At 51.1% G+C, this 15,664-nt stretch carries 14 protein-coding genes and 1 pseudogene; 9 read left to right on the forward strand and 6 right to left on the reverse strand.

The window, feature by feature from the left end; genetic code table 11:
• Positions 1-77: 77 nt before the first annotated feature.
• Genes ACT3TR_RS16345 through ACT3TR_RS16355 form a run of 3 tightly spaced genes read right to left on the reverse strand, consistent with a single transcriptional unit; the run spans position 78 to position 1,890 of the window.
• A complete protein-coding gene (locus ACT3TR_RS16345; protein WP_444625776.1) occupies positions 78-1,115 on the reverse strand; it encodes a histone deacetylase family protein in 1,038 nt (345 codons plus the stop codon).
• A gap of 9 nt (positions 1,116-1,124) precedes the next feature.
• On the reverse strand, positions 1,125-1,424 hold the full coding sequence (locus ACT3TR_RS16350) for a GIY-YIG nuclease family protein (RefSeq protein ID WP_096276399.1): 300 nt from the start codon (positions 1,422-1,424) through the stop codon (positions 1,125-1,127).
• A complete protein-coding gene (locus tag ACT3TR_RS16355) occupies positions 1,417-1,890 on the reverse strand; it encodes a YchJ family protein (protein WP_444625775.1) in 474 nt (157 codons plus the stop codon). The genes ACT3TR_RS16350 and ACT3TR_RS16355 overlap by 8 nt, the downstream gene beginning before the upstream one ends.
• A gap of 186 nt (positions 1,891-2,076) precedes the next feature.
• Here ACT3TR_RS16355 and ACT3TR_RS16360 point away from each other — a divergent pair, with 186 nt between their 5' ends.
• Complete coding sequence (locus ACT3TR_RS16360; protein WP_096276403.1) at positions 2,077-2,388, forward strand: hypothetical protein; 312 nt, start codon at positions 2,077-2,079, stop codon at positions 2,386-2,388.
• Between the two features lie 89 nt (positions 2,389-2,477).
• Here the strand turns inward: ACT3TR_RS16360 and argE are convergent, their stop codons facing one another.
• A complete protein-coding gene (gene argE, locus ACT3TR_RS16365) occupies positions 2,478-3,641 on the reverse strand; it encodes an acetylornithine deacetylase (RefSeq protein ID WP_444625774.1) in 1,164 nt (387 codons plus the stop codon).
• A 206-nt stretch (positions 3,642-3,847) separates the two neighbouring features.
• Between argE and ugpB the strand changes: the two genes are divergently transcribed.
• From ugpB to ACT3TR_RS16385, 4 genes are all read left to right on the forward strand, one after another.
• Positions 3,848-5,176: a sn-glycerol-3-phosphate ABC transporter substrate-binding protein UgpB gene (gene ugpB / locus ACT3TR_RS16370; protein WP_441686898.1), complete on the forward strand. Its 1,329-nt coding sequence runs from the start codon at positions 3,848-3,850 to the stop codon at positions 5,174-5,176.
• A 161-nt stretch (positions 5,177-5,337) separates the two neighbouring features.
• The gene (ugpA, locus tag ACT3TR_RS16375; RefSeq protein WP_096276418.1) at positions 5,338-6,222 is read left to right on the forward strand and encodes a sn-glycerol-3-phosphate ABC transporter permease UgpA; all 885 of its coding nucleotides are present in this window, start codon (positions 5,338-5,340) and stop codon (positions 6,220-6,222) included.
• A gap of 34 nt (positions 6,223-6,256) precedes the next feature.
• Positions 6,257-7,105 (forward strand): sn-glycerol-3-phosphate ABC transporter permease UgpE, encoded by an 849-nt coding sequence (ugpE, locus tag ACT3TR_RS16380; protein ID WP_444625828.1) that lies wholly within the window; start codon positions 6,257-6,259, stop codon positions 7,103-7,105.
• Position 7,106: 1 nt separating this feature from the next.
• Positions 7,107-8,162: a sn-glycerol-3-phosphate import ATP-binding protein UgpC gene (locus tag ACT3TR_RS16385; protein ID WP_444625773.1), complete on the forward strand. Its 1,056-nt coding sequence runs from the start codon at positions 7,107-7,109 to the stop codon at positions 8,160-8,162.
• Positions 8,163-8,188: 26 nt separating this feature from the next.
• On the opposite strand, the gene ACT3TR_RS16390 is transcribed toward ACT3TR_RS16385, so the two are convergent.
• Together ACT3TR_RS16390 and ACT3TR_RS16395 are read right to left on the reverse strand one after the other, a co-directional pair.
• Positions 8,189-9,826, reverse strand: coding sequence for a bifunctional metallophosphatase/5'-nucleotidase (locus ACT3TR_RS16390; protein WP_444625772.1), 1,638 nt, complete (start codon positions 9,824-9,826; stop codon positions 8,189-8,191).
• Between the two features lie 181 nt (positions 9,827-10,007).
• Positions 10,008-11,009: a porin gene (locus tag ACT3TR_RS16395; protein WP_444625771.1), complete on the reverse strand. Its 1,002-nt coding sequence runs from the start codon at positions 11,007-11,009 to the stop codon at positions 10,008-10,010.
• Between the two features lie 572 nt (positions 11,010-11,581).
• Between ACT3TR_RS16395 and ACT3TR_RS16400 the strand changes: the two are divergent.
• The 4 genes and pseudogenes from ACT3TR_RS16400 to dctP form a co-directional block, all read left to right on the forward strand.
• A pseudogene (locus tag ACT3TR_RS16400) lies at positions 11,582-11,810 on the forward strand (IS3 family transposase); the annotation flags it as partial.
• Between the two features lie 331 nt (positions 11,811-12,141).
• Entirely contained in the window at positions 12,142-12,702 is a 561-nt protein-coding gene (locus ACT3TR_RS16405; protein WP_444625770.1) for a LuxR C-terminal-related transcriptional regulator, read from the forward strand.
• 18 nt (positions 12,703-12,720) lie between these two features.
• Positions 12,721-14,340, forward strand: a complete 1,620-nt coding sequence (locus ACT3TR_RS16410; protein ID WP_444625769.1) for an acyl-CoA synthetase — start codon at positions 12,721-12,723, stop codon at positions 14,338-14,340.
• Positions 14,341-14,553: 213 nt separating this feature from the next.
• Positions 14,554-15,654 carry a TRAP transporter substrate-binding protein DctP gene (gene dctP, locus ACT3TR_RS16415; RefSeq protein ID WP_441686431.1) on the forward strand — a complete coding sequence of 367 codons (1,101 nt, stop codon included), beginning with the start codon at positions 14,554-14,556 and terminating at the stop codon, positions 15,652-15,654.
• Positions 15,655-15,664 lie beyond the last annotated feature (10 nt).

A 15,664-nucleotide genomic window follows, 5' to 3' on the forward strand; every position in this document is an offset into this window, starting at 1 on the left:
CTGCCCCGTTTAAAGGGCGTCAGCCTGCCCGATTTACTGGCCGCTGTCACTGGTTAAACTTTGTCCGTTGTTGAATATTAGTGAAGACCTTGTTCAAAACCTTGTAACACATTGACTACATTGACACCAATTGCATCCACCGCATAGCCCCCTTCCATCAGAAACACGCTAGGCAGGCCTGCCTCCGCGAGGCGTTTACCTAGCGCGACAAAATCGGCGCTCGCAAAGGTGAAGGCACTAATCGGATCGCCCTCAAAGATATCGACCCCCAATGACACAATTAGGCAATCGCATTCAGCGGCCTTAATCTGCGCCAATGCCGTTTCCAAGGTCGCCATCCAGGTAGCGACGCTGGTGCCTGGAGGCATGGGGTAATTGACGTTATAGCCTTTGCCATTACCTTCGCCTTGTTCATCAGCGTAGCCCAAGTAATAGGGAAAGGTGACCTCGGGATCGCCATGCAGCGATATAAACAGCACATCGTCACGGCTATAGAAGATCTGCTGGGTGCCGTTGCCGTGGTGAAAATCCACGTCCAGAATTGCAACGCGGCGCTTGCCTGCATCCAACGCTCGCTGGGCAGCAACCGCGGCATTATTGAAAAAGCAGTAGCCGCCGAACTGATCATAAGCGGCGTGGTGGCCGGGCGGTCGGCATAGTCCGAAGCTTGGTTCACCGGTTTGTAGAGTGTGCTCCACCGCGCCAAGTGCCACATCTTTACTCGCCATGGCGGCTTCAATGGTGCCTTCAGAAATCGACGTTTCCGCCGCCAGAGCGTAGTAACCTAGCTGACCACTAATAGAGCGCGGAATGCGGTCACCACGCATGCTCCGCGCCGGCCAGATGTTGGGAATCGCCTCACCTTCGTGCCCTGCCGCTCCCCACTCTTTCCAACAGTTAGCTAAAAACGTGACGTAGTGCTCGTCATGCACCGCCAGTACCGGTGCCAGGCCATAATCGTTGGGCGTACAAATATCGCCAAGGCCAGATTGACGGATTTTTTTAAGCACCAGATCAAGGCGTTCAGGGCACTCAAATGGTGTGACCAACGCGCCATCATGTAACTCGGTACGCGCTTGGCGCAAACGGCTTTTTTCTGAGTAAAACGTCAGCATGCAGGTTCCTTAATCGGCATCTAATTGATACGGCCACTGTTTGGCCCAGCGGCGTTTCTGGCTCGCTGTTTGCTGCTTTAACTGGTATTCAGCACGGCTAGCGGCGGCGCGATCTTCAAACGGCTCGGCGCCTAATAGCGCAACGGGAGGGTTCGCCCGCGTGTAACGCGCCCCTTTACCAAGGCAATGCGCCTGATAACGCTTCGCTAGGTTATTGGTAATCCCGGTATAGGTGCCGCGCTGGCACTCAAGTAAGTACAGATACCATTGAGTACCGGCTTGCTGAGGCTCAACGATGCCACTATTCAACGCAACACACCTTTAATTTACGCCCGCTACCACATAGGCACGGATCATTACGGCGCGGCTTTAAACGCGTTAGCGTGGGCGTGCCGTCCACATACCACCAGCGCTGTTCTTCGTGCGTAAAGCGAGACACTTCATCAAGCACATGCCAACGGCCATGCTCTCGCTTTCGTTCACAAAAAAAGGCGCGAAAATGTACGTAACCGACATTCGCAAGCGGCGGCTCGGCGGCCACGATAGTGAGCCCTTTCCACTCGGTATCGGGGTCAGGCGGCAGGCTGCTTGGCCGCGTTGAGGTGTGCCATGTCGCGAGTAAGTAGTCGCTAAGACCTAGCGCAAAGGCGGCATAGCGAGAACGCATCAGTGCTTCAGGCGTAGGCACCACCTCACCGTGATGATAGCGACCACAGCAGCTATCCAGCGTTAAATCGCTACCACAGTGGCACGTTTTAGGGGTCGTTAAGGTCATAACAGGTGCTCTTTCACAACATCGCTCATAGCCTAACCGAAAGGTGCTATGCGCGTCGCCCGGCATGTATACGTTTTGTGTCGATATTTCCGCTGGGTTGGGTATATAGTGGTAACGCAAAATATTTAAACGACGGAGTACGAATAACGACCAATCATTCTTTCCAAAATTTTGGAGGTTCTCCCTATGAAGGTTTACAAACCGGAATGGCAGTGCACGTTTAGCGTAAACGAAGGCGCGGAAGAATCAGCCACTTGGAAAGAGAGAGTCGCATGGCGGCTCAGGGGTGTTGCGGATCGACTGGAAGGCGGCGGGCGCACGGTAAAAATTGACTACCGCGTGACGCCAATGGTTAGCCCCCAAGAAGTAGACACGTGTTTAGGTAAAGGCTTTGAAGTCACTCAGCGTCTGCTAACGCAGTTAGCCCAGCAGCAGGCGTGCGAAGACGTGATGCGTCATGCCAAAGCCGAGCTTTATGAGCAACACTCTCAGCACTGATGCGCTATAAACATCTTATTTAATGTGTGCTTGAAAACAATCCCACCCCTTTAACAGGGTGGGATTTTTGTTATCAGGCAGCGCGCTTGTTAAGCCGGCTGCTCCAGCGCTTTACCCATCTTAGCTAGAAAATCATCGCAGGCTTGCAGCTGTTCTATCTCAACATACTCATCGGGCTGGTGCGCCTGGGCGATGCTGCCAGGGCCGAGAATAATGGTTTGCAAGCCTTGGCCTTGAAACTGCCCGGCCTCGGTGGCGTAAGCCACTGCGTGGTTGCAGCAGGCAGCTGGCAAATGATCTTTGGCTAAACGTAGTACGTAGTCATTATCACGATCAGCCAGCCCCGGCACTGTCGGGCTAAGGGGCGTAGTGGTGATCTCAACGTGCTTGCCTTTCGCCTGTAGTTCAGCGGTTAACTGTGCACAAAATGCATCGAAACGCGCATAGACCGACTCAAACGTTTCGGTGGGCAGGTGGCGGATTTCCCAATCAAACTGACACTCTCGCGCCATAATATTGATCGCCGTACCGCCTTTAATTTTTCCTACATGCAGGCTGGTATGCGGCACGTTAAAGGCCTCATCCACACGTCCTTCTTCGACTAAGGCTGCCATTGTGTCTTCAATAACGGTTACTAGCCGCGCCGCCACATGAATCGCTGACGTACCCTGGTTGACCTGACTGCTGTGCGCTTCACGACCAATCACCGTGGTACGCAGGTTCGTTGCGCCCTTTTGCGCTACCACCGGCTGCATGCTGGTTGGCTCACCCACAATGACGTTGGCCGTTTGTGAGTAGTGTTCACAGAAGAAACGGATAAGGTCCGGCGCGCCGACACAGCCAATTTCTTCATCGTACGAGAAGCCTAGATAAATCGGCTGCTGCAACGGTGCTTTCACCCAGGTAGGCACCCTGGCCAACACGCAGGCAATAAAGCCTTTCATATCGCAAGTGCCACGCCCATACAAACGCCCATCGCCACCATCGCGCAGCGTAAACGGGTCACTCGACCACGGCTGTCCGGCCACCGGCACCACGTCAGTGTGCCCAGAAAGCATGACGCCACCCGGTGCATCAGGGCCAATTCTGGCGACTAGGTTAGCTTTGGTGCCACAAGGACTCATCACACGGTCAGCGCTAACGCCATGCCCAGCTAAGTAACCTTCAACGTACTCAATCAGCGCTAAATTAGATTCGCTAGAGGTGGTGTCAAAGGCGACCAGTTTTTCCAAAAGCGCGATGGTGTCAGACATGATCTTCTCTTTCTCAAGTGATATGGCGCTAACCCTACCACTCCCACCTTATGAAACCTACTCTGCTTACCTAATGCTGAATTTCATTTCGTATTCACCTCGCATTCATCAAAACGTCACCTACACTCTCTATTGTTCAGTGCATTCAAAAATCTTAAAAAACGTACTGCACTGCCTGATGAAATTCAGGCTCACAAGGAGCTGTTATGTCTCGTTTTACGTTGCACGCCCTCTCAGTAGGTATCGCAGCGGCAAGCCTTAGCTTGTCGGCTCACGCAGCGACCGAAATAACTTGGTGGCACTCCATGGGCGGCGAGCTGGGCGATCGTTTGAGCGCGCTGGCCGAGGACTTCAACGCCACCCAGGATGAGTACCGTGTCACGCCCTCCTACCGGGGCGAATACGAACAGACCATGGTCAACACCATTGCCGCCTTCCGCGCAGGCGAGCAGCCACACCTCGTACAGATTTATGAGGTGGGCACCGGCACCATGATGGCCGCCCAGGGCGCCATATACCCGGTTTACGAGCTGATGGAAGAGCACGGCAACACCTTTGACGCGGACGACTACCTGCCCGTAGTGACGGGTTACTACACCGACACCAACGGCAACATGCTCTCCCTGCCGTTCAACTCGTCCACGCCGATTCTTTACTACAACAAAGCCATTTTTGAAGCCGCTGGCCTCGACCCGGAAACGCCACCGACCACTTGGCAAGAAATGGGCGAGATGGGCCAGCAAATCGTCGACGAGGGCGCAGCCTCCTGTGGCTTCACCATGGCCTATGCCGCCAACTGGGTGGGCCTTGAGAACTTCTCAGCGCTGCACAATCAGCCCATCGGCACCCAGGAAAACGGCTTCGGCGGACTGGATACCGAGTTCGTCTTCAACGGTGAGGTGCAAGCGCGCTTTTGGGATCAGTTGAAGGAGTGGTCGGATAGCGGCGTTTACAGCTACGCAGGCCCGGCGAACGGCCCGGACGCGGCGCCCTCGTTCTACTCAAGCGACTGCGCGATGTACATGAACTCGTCAGCGTCGCGGGCCGACGTTCTGGCCAACTCCGACTTCGACGTGGGCTTTGGCATGCTGCCTTACTATGATGACGTGGACGGCGCACCGCAGAACTCCATCATTGGCGGCGCGACCCTGTGGGTGCTTTCCGGCCACGAAGAAAGCGAGTACGCAGGCGTTGCCGAATTCCTCGAGTATCTCTCCTTACCCGAAGTTCAGGCCGAATGGCACCAGGGCACCGGCTACCTGCCGATTACCGCCGCCGCTTATGAGCTGAGCCAGGAGCAGGGTTACTACGACGAGAACCCGGGCGCAGATATCGCCATCGAGCAGATCAACTTAAACGAGCCTACGGAAAACTCCAAGGGCCTGCGCTTTGGCAACTACCCACAGGTGCGCATGGTTCTGGACGAAGAGTTCCAGGCCGTACTGGCTGGCAACAAGAGCGGCCAGCAAGCGCTGGATGATGCGGCTCGTCGCGGCAATCAGATCCTGCGCGACTTCGAGGCTGCCAATAACTAAGCCCTTCTCGTTACTGGTAAAAAGGCCCCGGCTTTTATAGCCGGGGTTTGTTATAGGAGCCATCCCATACGCCCTGATCACCGGAGCCTATGGGATGGCTTACTTCCTGGCAGCTGTCCACAGCGGCCAGCCGCACCAACGATAGTAAGACAGGATGTGCCATGCAGACCAAACGCTCCACCTATCAAAATCGGTGGCTCCCTTTTTTACTCTTGGCGCCGCAATTAGCGATCACGCTGGTGTTTTTTATCTGGCCGGCAAGCCAGGCGGTCAAATCGAGTTTCGAGCGTACCGATGCGTTTGGCTTCAAGACGACGTTCATCGGCCTTGAGAACTATGCACGTATTCTGGCCGACCCCAGCTATCTGAATGCACTAGGGCGCACCGCGATTTTTTCCCTCTCGGTGACGGTTCTTTCGATGAGTCTGGCGCTTTTACTCGCCGTTTGTGTCAACCGCGTACTGAAGAGCGCCAAGTTCTACACCACGCTGCTGGTCTGGCCTTACGCCGTCGCTCCGGTGGTTGCCGGGGTGCTGTGGTGGTTTCTGTTCAATCCCACCATCGGCCTTTTACCGCATCTGCTTGATTGGTTCGGCATCAGCTGGAACCACCGCGTTTCGGGCACTCAGGCGATGATTTTGATCACCATTGCAGCCGCCTGGAAGCAGATTTCCTACAACTTTCTGTTTTTCCTGGCCGGGCTGCAATCGGTGCCACAGTCGCTGATGGAGGCGGCAGCCATTGATGGCGCGGGGCCCTTCAAGCGTTTCTGGACCATCGTGCTGCCGCTTTTATCGCCCACTACCTTCTTTTTGCTGATCATCAACATCAACTATGTGATGTTCGACACCTTCGGGGTGATTGATGCCACCACTGCCGGCGGGCCAGGCCAGGCGACCATGACGCTGGTCTACAAGGTCTACACCGATGGTGTGGCGGGGCTGAATATTGGTTCCTCATCCGCGCAGTCGGTGCTGCTGATGGGCATTGTGATCATTCTGACGTTTATCCAGTTCCGATATGTGGAGCGTCGGGTCAACTACTAGCGCGTTAAGGCTATTCACTTATTTGAGTATCGACATGGTTGAAAACAGACCCTATCTGAACATCCTGACCCACCTGGTGCTGATCGCTGGCGTGCTGGTCGTGGCGTTTCCGGTATACGTGGCGTTTATCGCCTCGACTCACGAATCCAGCGCCTTCGTGCGCGGCGTGCTGCCGCTACTGCCCGGCGAAAATATGTGGGCCTCCTATAAACAGATGCTGGGCTCCGGCTGGCAGGTGGGCGGCACGCCGCCGGTGTTGCTGATGCTGGGCAACTCGCTGATCATGGCGCTGACCATTGCCATCGGCAAGATCGCCATTTCGATTCTATCCGCCTTTGCGATTGTCTATTTCCGCTTTCCGTTTCGCATGCTGGCATTCTGGATCATTTTCATCACCCTAATGCTACCGGTCGAAGTTCGTATCATCCCCACCTATGCGGTCGTTGCCGACCTGGGCATGCTCAACTCCTACGCGGGGTTGACGCTGCCATTGATTGCCTCAGCTACCGCGACCTTCCTATTCCGTCAGTTCTTCATGACGGTGCCTGAAGAGCTGATGGAAGCGAGCCGGGTGGACGGCGCCGGGCCGATGAAGTTCTTTAAGGACATTCTGCTTCCGGTATCGATCACCAATATCGCCGCGCTTTTCGTAATCATGTTCATCTACGGCTGGGTGCAGTACCTGTGGCCACTGCTGGTCACCACCGACGAAGACTTCTATACCATCGTGCTGGGCATCAAGCGGCTGATGGCATCATCCGACCGCGTACCCGCCTGGAACCTGATTATGGCGACCGTGATGCTTGCCATGCTGCCACCAGTATTAGTGGTGCTGTTCATGCAAAAAATGTTTGTGAAAGGCCTGACCGAGACGGAGAAATAACATGGCCAGTATTACCTTGGAAGGGCTTGAGAAAACCTACGCGGGCGATGTGCATGCGGTAAAGGGCATTGATCTAGCGATTAAAGACGGCGAGTTTGTGGTGCTGGTAGGCCCTTCAGGCTGCGGAAAGTCGACGCTTTTGCGCATGGTCGCGGGGCTGGAAACGATTACTCAGGGCACGCTTAAGATCGGCGATCGCGTGGTCAATAAACTCGAACCCGCCGAACGCGATATTGCCATGGTGTTTCAGAACTATGCGCTTTATCCACACATGACGGTGTACAACAATCTCGCTTACGGATTAAAGAACCGTGGCTTCAAAAAGCCCGAGATCGAAGTGCGCGTGCGTAAAGCGGCCAAAATGCTCGAAATTGAGGAGTTCCTAGAACGCAAGCCGCGCAAGCTCTCCGGCGGCCAGCGCCAGCGCGTTGCGATGGGACGGGCGCTGGTCCGCGACCCCGCCGCGTTTTTGTTCGACGAGCCGCTGTCTAATCTGGATGCCAAACTGCGCGTGCAAATGCGTGTCGAAATTAAGCAGCTCCAACGGCGCTTGAAAACGACCAGTCTGTACGTCACCCACGACCAGTTGGAAGCCATGACACTAGGTGACCGTTTAGTCGTTTTAAATGCCGGGCGGATTGAGCAAGTCGGCACGCCAATGGAAATTTATGCGAGACCGGCAACCCTATTCGTTGCGGGATTTATCGGCTCCCCCGCCATGAACATGCTGCCGGTGAACTATCTAATGGAAAAAGGCGCCTGCGGCCTGCTGGATGACTTGCCAGAAGGCACCGATATCGTCGGCATTCGTCCTGATGATATGCACTTAATACCCCCTGCCACGCCCCACTTAATCGTCGAATCAACCCTTGCGCTATTTGAAGCCGCCGGTGCCGAAAGCCATCTGTACGTGACGCTTGCCGAAAGCGACCAGCCCATCGTCATTCGCGTTTCAGGCCAGCCGCCGGTCGCCGAAGGTGAAACACTGCGATTTTTTGTAACCCGCGAAGCGCTGCATCCTTTCAACAGCGACACGGGGCAACGCATGGGGGATTAGTCCATAAGTTAACGCCGCAAGTAGTCTTAAGACTCCCTGGCAGCAATGTCGATAATCCGCCCTTCAACCTGATAATCCACTTCGCCAATCGTCACCATGTAGTCACGCAGCATCTCCCAGTCGGTGTTACCCACGATGGTGCTGCGTTCGTCATCATAGGCGGCCTTGAGCGCAGCATGGCTGTCGCCGCCGGCAGCGGTGAAGTTATTGGTGGCGATTGTGTAGGTACGCGCAGGGTCAACGTCCTGCAACTTGCCACTTTCAGTCACTTTCAGCCTCACCACGCGCCCACCAGCGGGTTCGCGGCTGTCATATTCCACTTGGGTGCCGCGCGATATCTGCAAGAAAGCGCCGCTTTCATCCGGCGCGCCCGCCAAGGCAATCTCGATGGTTTCAAGAAGCTCGGTGCCCGTCACGTCCATTAGCGTCAACCGATTGCCGAAGGGCTGCACTGCGATCAGCTCGCCGACGGTGATATCGCCCTCGGCAATCGGCTCGCGAATGCCACCGCCGTTTTGTAGCGCCAGCACGGTGTCCGGGTTCACCCGGCGGGCGGCCGCAAGCTGACCATCGGCAATCAGGTTACCCAGCGCGGTTTCATCGGCACGCACACTTTGTTCATCGCCATTGCCATGACGCGGGTTGGGAAGCGGTGTATTCAGGTGAGCGCCCACTTGGGTATCGCGTACTTCTTCGATTCGAGCGGTGTACGGCTCGAGCATCTCAAGCGCTTGAGCATCAGGCTCGAAATCCTCTGCCGCCAGCAGTTCACCACTGGCATCGAGCACCAAGCCGCCGTCATCGAAGGTGACTTGCATCACGCCCAGGTACTTGCCGTACTCGTTCGCCTGACCAATCACCGTGGGCGCTTTAGGCTCGCCCAGGTCGTTCTCGGCCACCGTGACGGGCGATTCCAGATGCGTATGGCTGTGCCCACCGATGATCAAGTCCACCCCTTCCACGTGCTGGGCCAACAGCAGGTCATTGCCCACGCTTGGGTCGCTGTCGTAACCCAAATGAGTCAGCGCAATAATCTTGTTCACGCCTCGATCTTCAAAGCTTGTCACCATGTCCTCAGCAGCTTGTTGATAATCACTGATAGCGACTTGGCCGGGGCTTGAAATTGTCTCGCTATCTTGAGTACTTAGCCCAAAGATGCCGATTCGCTCACCGCGATGTTCGATAATAATACCGTCATAAAGCTTGCCCGCTTGGGAGTCGGCGCTAAGCGGCTCGCCCAGCATGTGTGCAAACTCAGGGGCTGCCGAGAAGTCTAGATTGGCGCCTAAAATAGGGAAGTCAGCACCCGCAAAAAACGCCGCTAGCGCCTGATGCCCTTCTTCCGGGTCACCCAAATCAAACTCATGATTACCGGGAACCAAGGCTTCGTAACCCATGAGATTCATAAACTCCAGCGCATCTTGGCCCTGAAACTCATTGAAATACAGCGTGCCAGAAAAGATGTCACCAGCATCGAGTAATAGCCCTTCGCCATACTGCTCACGCGCGTGATTCAACGCGGTCACCAAATAGGGATACTGATCGGTCCGCCCGTGGAGATCGTTGGTATGAAAAATCGTCAGCGTGTAGCTATCGGCCAACACAGGGGAGGCGGTAATGAACAGTGCTGTCCCTAGCGCAAGACTATATCGATTAAAATGCATTTTAACGGCTCCTTTTATATCGAGTTTATAATATTAGCAAAAAAATGCCCCATCACTTAAATAACTTTTCGGACACACTAAAAACCGGTGTGGAAGCATCCACACCGGTAAAGATCGAAACATGCGAGCTAACTAAGAGAAAAGAACTAAAATAACGCGACTGCTAAAAACATTCTGTTAATTAAAAGTGGTAGCGAGCGCCTAATGCGAAGTACGTATCTTCTTCGTAATCGTTAACAGCATCTAGATTACGATCATTAAGCTCAAGGAACATATCGAAATTGCTAGACAGCTTGTACATTGACCCTAACGCCCAAGCGTTGCGATCACTGCTAGCACCGTCCACCTCGATGTTGTAGTAATCGGCAAAGAACTTCCATGAATCAATCGCGAAAGTAGCACCAACACCGATTTTATCGAAACCGCCGCCGTAGACATCATCATCGCCGCGGGTTTCATAACCAACACGAGCAGAGACACCATCGGTAATGGCAAACTCGCCTGTAGCACCATATCGCATGTCACCGTTACCGCCGCCACGCACAGTGTCTTCAACGTAGCCTAGCGCTAAACGAGCCGGCCCCGTTTCATAAACCACGCCACCTTGCGTTGCGATAGCGCTACCTTCACCGTTCTGTTCAACGTCGGTTAAGCCGCGTTCAGAAAAGTGTTTCGCAGACAGCATAGCTTGAAAGCCATTGATTTTAGGTGATTTGTAGCCAACAGAGTCACCACGTGACTGCAAGCCACCGCCAGCGAATTCATAGCCACGCTCAACGTAAACGTCGAACGGTGCCATCACGTAGTTATCGTAGAAGCTATTGTAGCTACCGGCCATAAAGGTACCGAACTGCTTACTTTCTAAACCAAGGTAGCTGTTGCGGACTTCATCAAAACCAGGGCTGCTTCGCTCATCGGCTCTAAAGCGCCACTCAACGCGAGCAAAAGCGCGCAGATCGCGAGAGACCTGGTGGCCAGCGGTAATCCGTAGGCGTGAGCCAAAGTTACGGAACTCCTCACCGTTGTCTACACCGTTCTTAACACCACCGCCTTCAAAACCCATCGCGATACGACCATAGATCTCCAGATCAGTACCATCTTGATCATAAACGGTGGCTGCTTGTGCTGCAGTGGCTCCTAATAAGCTGCTAACGGCTAGGGCCAGAGTCATTTTTTTAAACATGCGTGTTCCCATTGAAGTAGTCAATACTTGAGCATTGCTAGTCACGGCGAAGAACAAATAACGCCTTAGCGCTGGGAACCTTAAAGCAGTTATATTTCATTAATTTTAACGTTTTAATTTTTTTGGACTTAATTTTATTTATAATGAAAAAATAAAAACGCCATAAAACGTTAACATATAGATGTTAACTAATATTCAGATTAACGTTATTTAAATATAAGCCCATTCCGCATCTTTCTCGGTCTGACCACCCTGCATTCTTCGGACTAATGCCCGCGTGTCATCGCTTATTCATCGGTTTGACTCAGCAGTGTCATTCTCCTCTCCCACACTGCGTATAAACGTGATGAAGGGATAAATCGCTCATGCGGCTCTGTATCGTTAGTGAAACATGGTCACCGGACATCAACGGCGTTGCCCATACGCTGAGCCGGCTAAGCTGTGAGCTCAATCGGCAAGGAGTGCCGGCTGGCACACCAATTTCGACCACTACTGCAAAGATTACGGCGTCACATGGCTGGCGTCGACGGCCCTGAACTTGAGACCGCCGAATCTCGATCCAGGGTTGACGTCGCCAAGAGCGCGATGGCCAACGCCCTAAAGCAACGCCCATGACACCCGATCAGCTCAATATTCGCGCGCTTAAAAGCGCATCCGTGATATTGAGATGGAAAAAGACATCCTAAAAAAGCTACCGCTCTCTTGATGTCGGACTCCCTGAACACTTTTCGCTAATCGAGAAACTCAAGACGAGCTATCCAGTGAAAAAGCTGTTTGGCGTACATAGCAGCTGCTTTAAACACTGGGTACAACGTTCAAAAAGGTCTGCATGTGTCGCAACGGCAAAGGAAATAGCCAAGGTCAAAGAGCTCTTTCGCGAGAGCGAAGGATCTGCGGGTACGCGCAGTATCGCCGAGATGGCGACAAAGCACAGGGTTAATTATAAATCGCAGGCTGTTTTTACTTGACCATTGAAAAGATATGCAATAGTAGAAGATTATGCGTTCCTCTATACGTAGTACTACGTATAGAGGAACGTAGTGCGTGCTGATAATCTCTAATGAATCAACATTGGATTGAAGCGCGTAACTAAAAACAAGTCACGCTATCAAATGACTAGATGATGCCGCCCATGAGCTCTGTGCTTAGTGATGAAGTTGAGAACCTAGTTTTTGAATATGCTCCTGTTGCCCTTGTGCTGACTGAGCGTAGATCAATAAAAATTTGTAATGCAGAATTTTGCGAGTTGTTTGGGTATGAAAAGGAGGAGCTTTTAGGAGAATTGATTTTGAAGCTTTATCCCTCCGTTGCCGACTTCAACAAGATTGGTGAGAAAAGTTATTCAGAATTGATGGAGTCTGCCTCTTATGTAGATGAGAGGTTTATGCAAACCAAGGGGGGCAAGATCTTTTGGGCTAGAGCTTCGGGTAGAACATTAACTCCACAAGATCCTTTCAAGCTGGCAGTTTGGAGCTTTTCTGAAGCTGAAGATTTCTCTGGGCCAAGTAAGATCCTATCAGCTAGGGAAAGAGAGGTTTCAGGATATATTGCTAACGGCCTGACGTGTAAAGAAATAGCTAAAGAGCTTGGTATATCCTACAGGACAGTTGAAGCGCATAGATCTAAGGTTATGAAAAAGCTTGGCTGTCGAAATATGGCGGAGATGATATCAAAAATTATCAGGCTTCAATAATAATTTTAAGGAGGGGATATGATTAGTTCTTTTTCAAATTATGAAGATATTGTCAGCAATTTCTCTTGGCCGAGTTGTCGAGATTTTAACATCGCGGATGTTTGTTGTGATAAATGGGCTAACAAAGATAATTCACGAGTTGCGCTGATAGAGGTCGACGACCAAGGGGGGAGTAAAGAGATAACCTACAAAGAGTTGCAGGAAAAGTCAAATAGGTTAGCAAATAGTTTGGCTGCAAAGGGGGTGGTGTCTGGAGATAGAATTGGCATTTACCTGCCACAGTGTTCTGAAACGGCCGTTTCTCATTTTGCTTGTTATAAATTAGGTGCTATTGCTGTTCCTTTGTTTAGCTTGTTTGGTCCAGATGCTGTTTTTCATAGAATGAATGATTGCTCCATGCGTGTGGTTATAACGGATGCTAGGGGAGGCGAGAATTTATTACCTATTATCAATGATCTTAATAGCATTGAGATAATTTATTCTATAGAACCCTGTAAGTCAGATATTAGTTCTATTGACTTTCATAAAGATATATCTCTGTTTGATGAGCATTTTTCAGCGAAGAAAACGTCAGCAGATGACCCGGCCATGATAATTTACACATCAGGTACTACAGGGAGCTCGAAAGGTGCTGTTCTTTCTCATAAGGTGCTGATTGGCCATATCCCCGGTGTTCAAATTTCACATGATGGGTTTCCACAAACCGGAGATGTGATGTGGACACCTGCGGACTGGGCATGGATTGGCGGCCTATTAGATGTCTTATTGCCATCGCTGTATTTTGGTGTCCCTGTAATTGCTAGGCGAATGTTAAAATTTAATGCTGAAGAAGCATTCTCTCTCATTGAAAGTTTTGGGGTAAGAAATGTATTTCTTCCCCCAACAGCACTTAAGATTATGCGGCAAGAGAAGAGCCCTAAGAATAAGTGGGACCTGAATGTTAGAAGTATTGCAAGTGGCGGAGAGTCACTAGGGGAAGAACTTCTTGACTGGGGGCGCAAAATTTTTGATGTAACAATAAATGAATTTTATGGGCAGACTGAATGCAATATTGTGGTTTCATCTAGCGCACAGATGGGCGTTCATAAGCCAGGGCATATAGGTAAGTCTGTACCAGGTCATAAAGTTGCAGTTATAGATAACAAGGGAAATATTCTTAAAAGTGGTGAGTTAGGAAGTATAGCTATCAAATCCCCTGACCCTGTTATGTTTATTGGATACTGGAACAACCCCAAGGCCACTAAAGAAAAATTTATTGGCGATTGGTTGGTAACCGGTGATTTGGGTGTGCAGGATGAAGATGGCTTCTTTAAGTTTGTTGGAAGAGATGACGACGTCATAACTAGTGCGGGTTATCGAATTGGCCCCGCACCAATTGAAAATTGTTTACTTAAACACCCATCTGTACGACTTGCTGCTGTAGTAGGAAAGCCTGACGCACTGAGGACTGAAATAGTAAAGGCATTTATTGTGTTGGCGGAAGGGTATGAGCCAACCGAGGAACTTTCGGAAGAGCTTAAAAGTCATGTTAAAAAGCGTTTAGCAGCACATGAATATCCGCGTGAAATAACATTCATCGATGAGCTTCCGCAGACAGCTACTGGAAAAATTATACGTGGGAAGCTTAAAAGAATGTAACAAAAAATTATATGGAACTGCATTGCTTATCTAGTATTTACGAACAATTCCAACATAAATATCATTGCTCATGGCACTGATTTGAAGAGGACCAAAACGACGATGAATTTTAATCCACCTGGAGACTTTATTGCAACTTAAGAAAATTAATTAGCTCCTATCATGTTGAAAAACTACCCAAAAGACGATGTTTTATAACAACTGGAGATGGCCATGAAAAAAACAAATTTAATTAAAACGATCATTTCAACAGTTTTGCTGAGCTTATCGGCAACAGCAAATGCTCAAGATACATGGACTATGACATCGACTTGGCCAGAGAGCTTGGGGTTAATTGAGATCGATCGACACTGGGTCGAGACTGTAAATAAGCTTACGGATGGCGAGTTGTCTATTGAATTTCGTGCTGGCGGAACCCTTATGCCAAGCACAGAAGTCTTCGATGCCACAGAAACAGGAAGCATCGAAGCTTCTGGTGACTGGCCAGGTTATTGGGCAGGTACTGACTCGGCCTTTTCTCCGTTAGGCACTACAACCATGTTGTTCAATGGTGTTGACTACCTTAATTGGATAATGCAATGGGGCGGTTGGGAACTCTATCAAGAGGTTTATGGGGAATATAATATAGTCTATCTCCCTTATGGCATTGTTGGTAGCGAATCTGGCTTGATGGGAGGGGTTCCAATTACTAGTTTAAATGACATTGACGGAAAAAGGGTTCGCCTGGCTGGGCGAGATCAAGGAAGAGTCTTGAGTGGCCTGGGAGGTTCTCAAGTATCGCTGTCTGGCGCTGAGATTTATCAAGCTGTTGAGCGAGGCATTGTAGACGCAATGGAGTTTAATACTCCTGGAGTAGATTACGACGCTGGGTTTGCAGAGGTCGTTGAACATTGGACTGTTCCTGGCTGGCATCAAACAGGAAGTGTTCTGGGCGTAATGATCAATAAGGATGCCTGGGATAATCTTTCAGAGCAAACCCAAGATAAACTAAAAATTGCCGCTGAATCCACTATGGCTTGGTCGCTCTCGTGGCTTGAAAGAAAATCAACTGAAGGGGCTGAAAGTTTTCTTGAGGCAGGAGTTGAGATTCATAGGCTATCAGAGGAAGACTTAGAAACAATCCAAGAAATTACTAATCAAGTTATTATTCAAAGTGCATGTGAAAATCCAATGACAGCACAAGTGTATCACTCCATGGTCAGCTATCTAGAGCACTACTCCATCTGGCGCGACTTGACCGTGCCCTTCAACATGAGCCGCACCACAGACAACCTACCCTCCCTTGAAGAACTTGAAGCTTGTATAAACCAGTAATCAGGTCGGG

This window comes from Halomonas sp. AOP12-B1-6 (assembly GCF_052379225.1).
Taxonomy (GTDB): domain Bacteria; phylum Pseudomonadota; class Gammaproteobacteria; order Pseudomonadales; family Halomonadaceae; genus Vreelandella; species Vreelandella casei.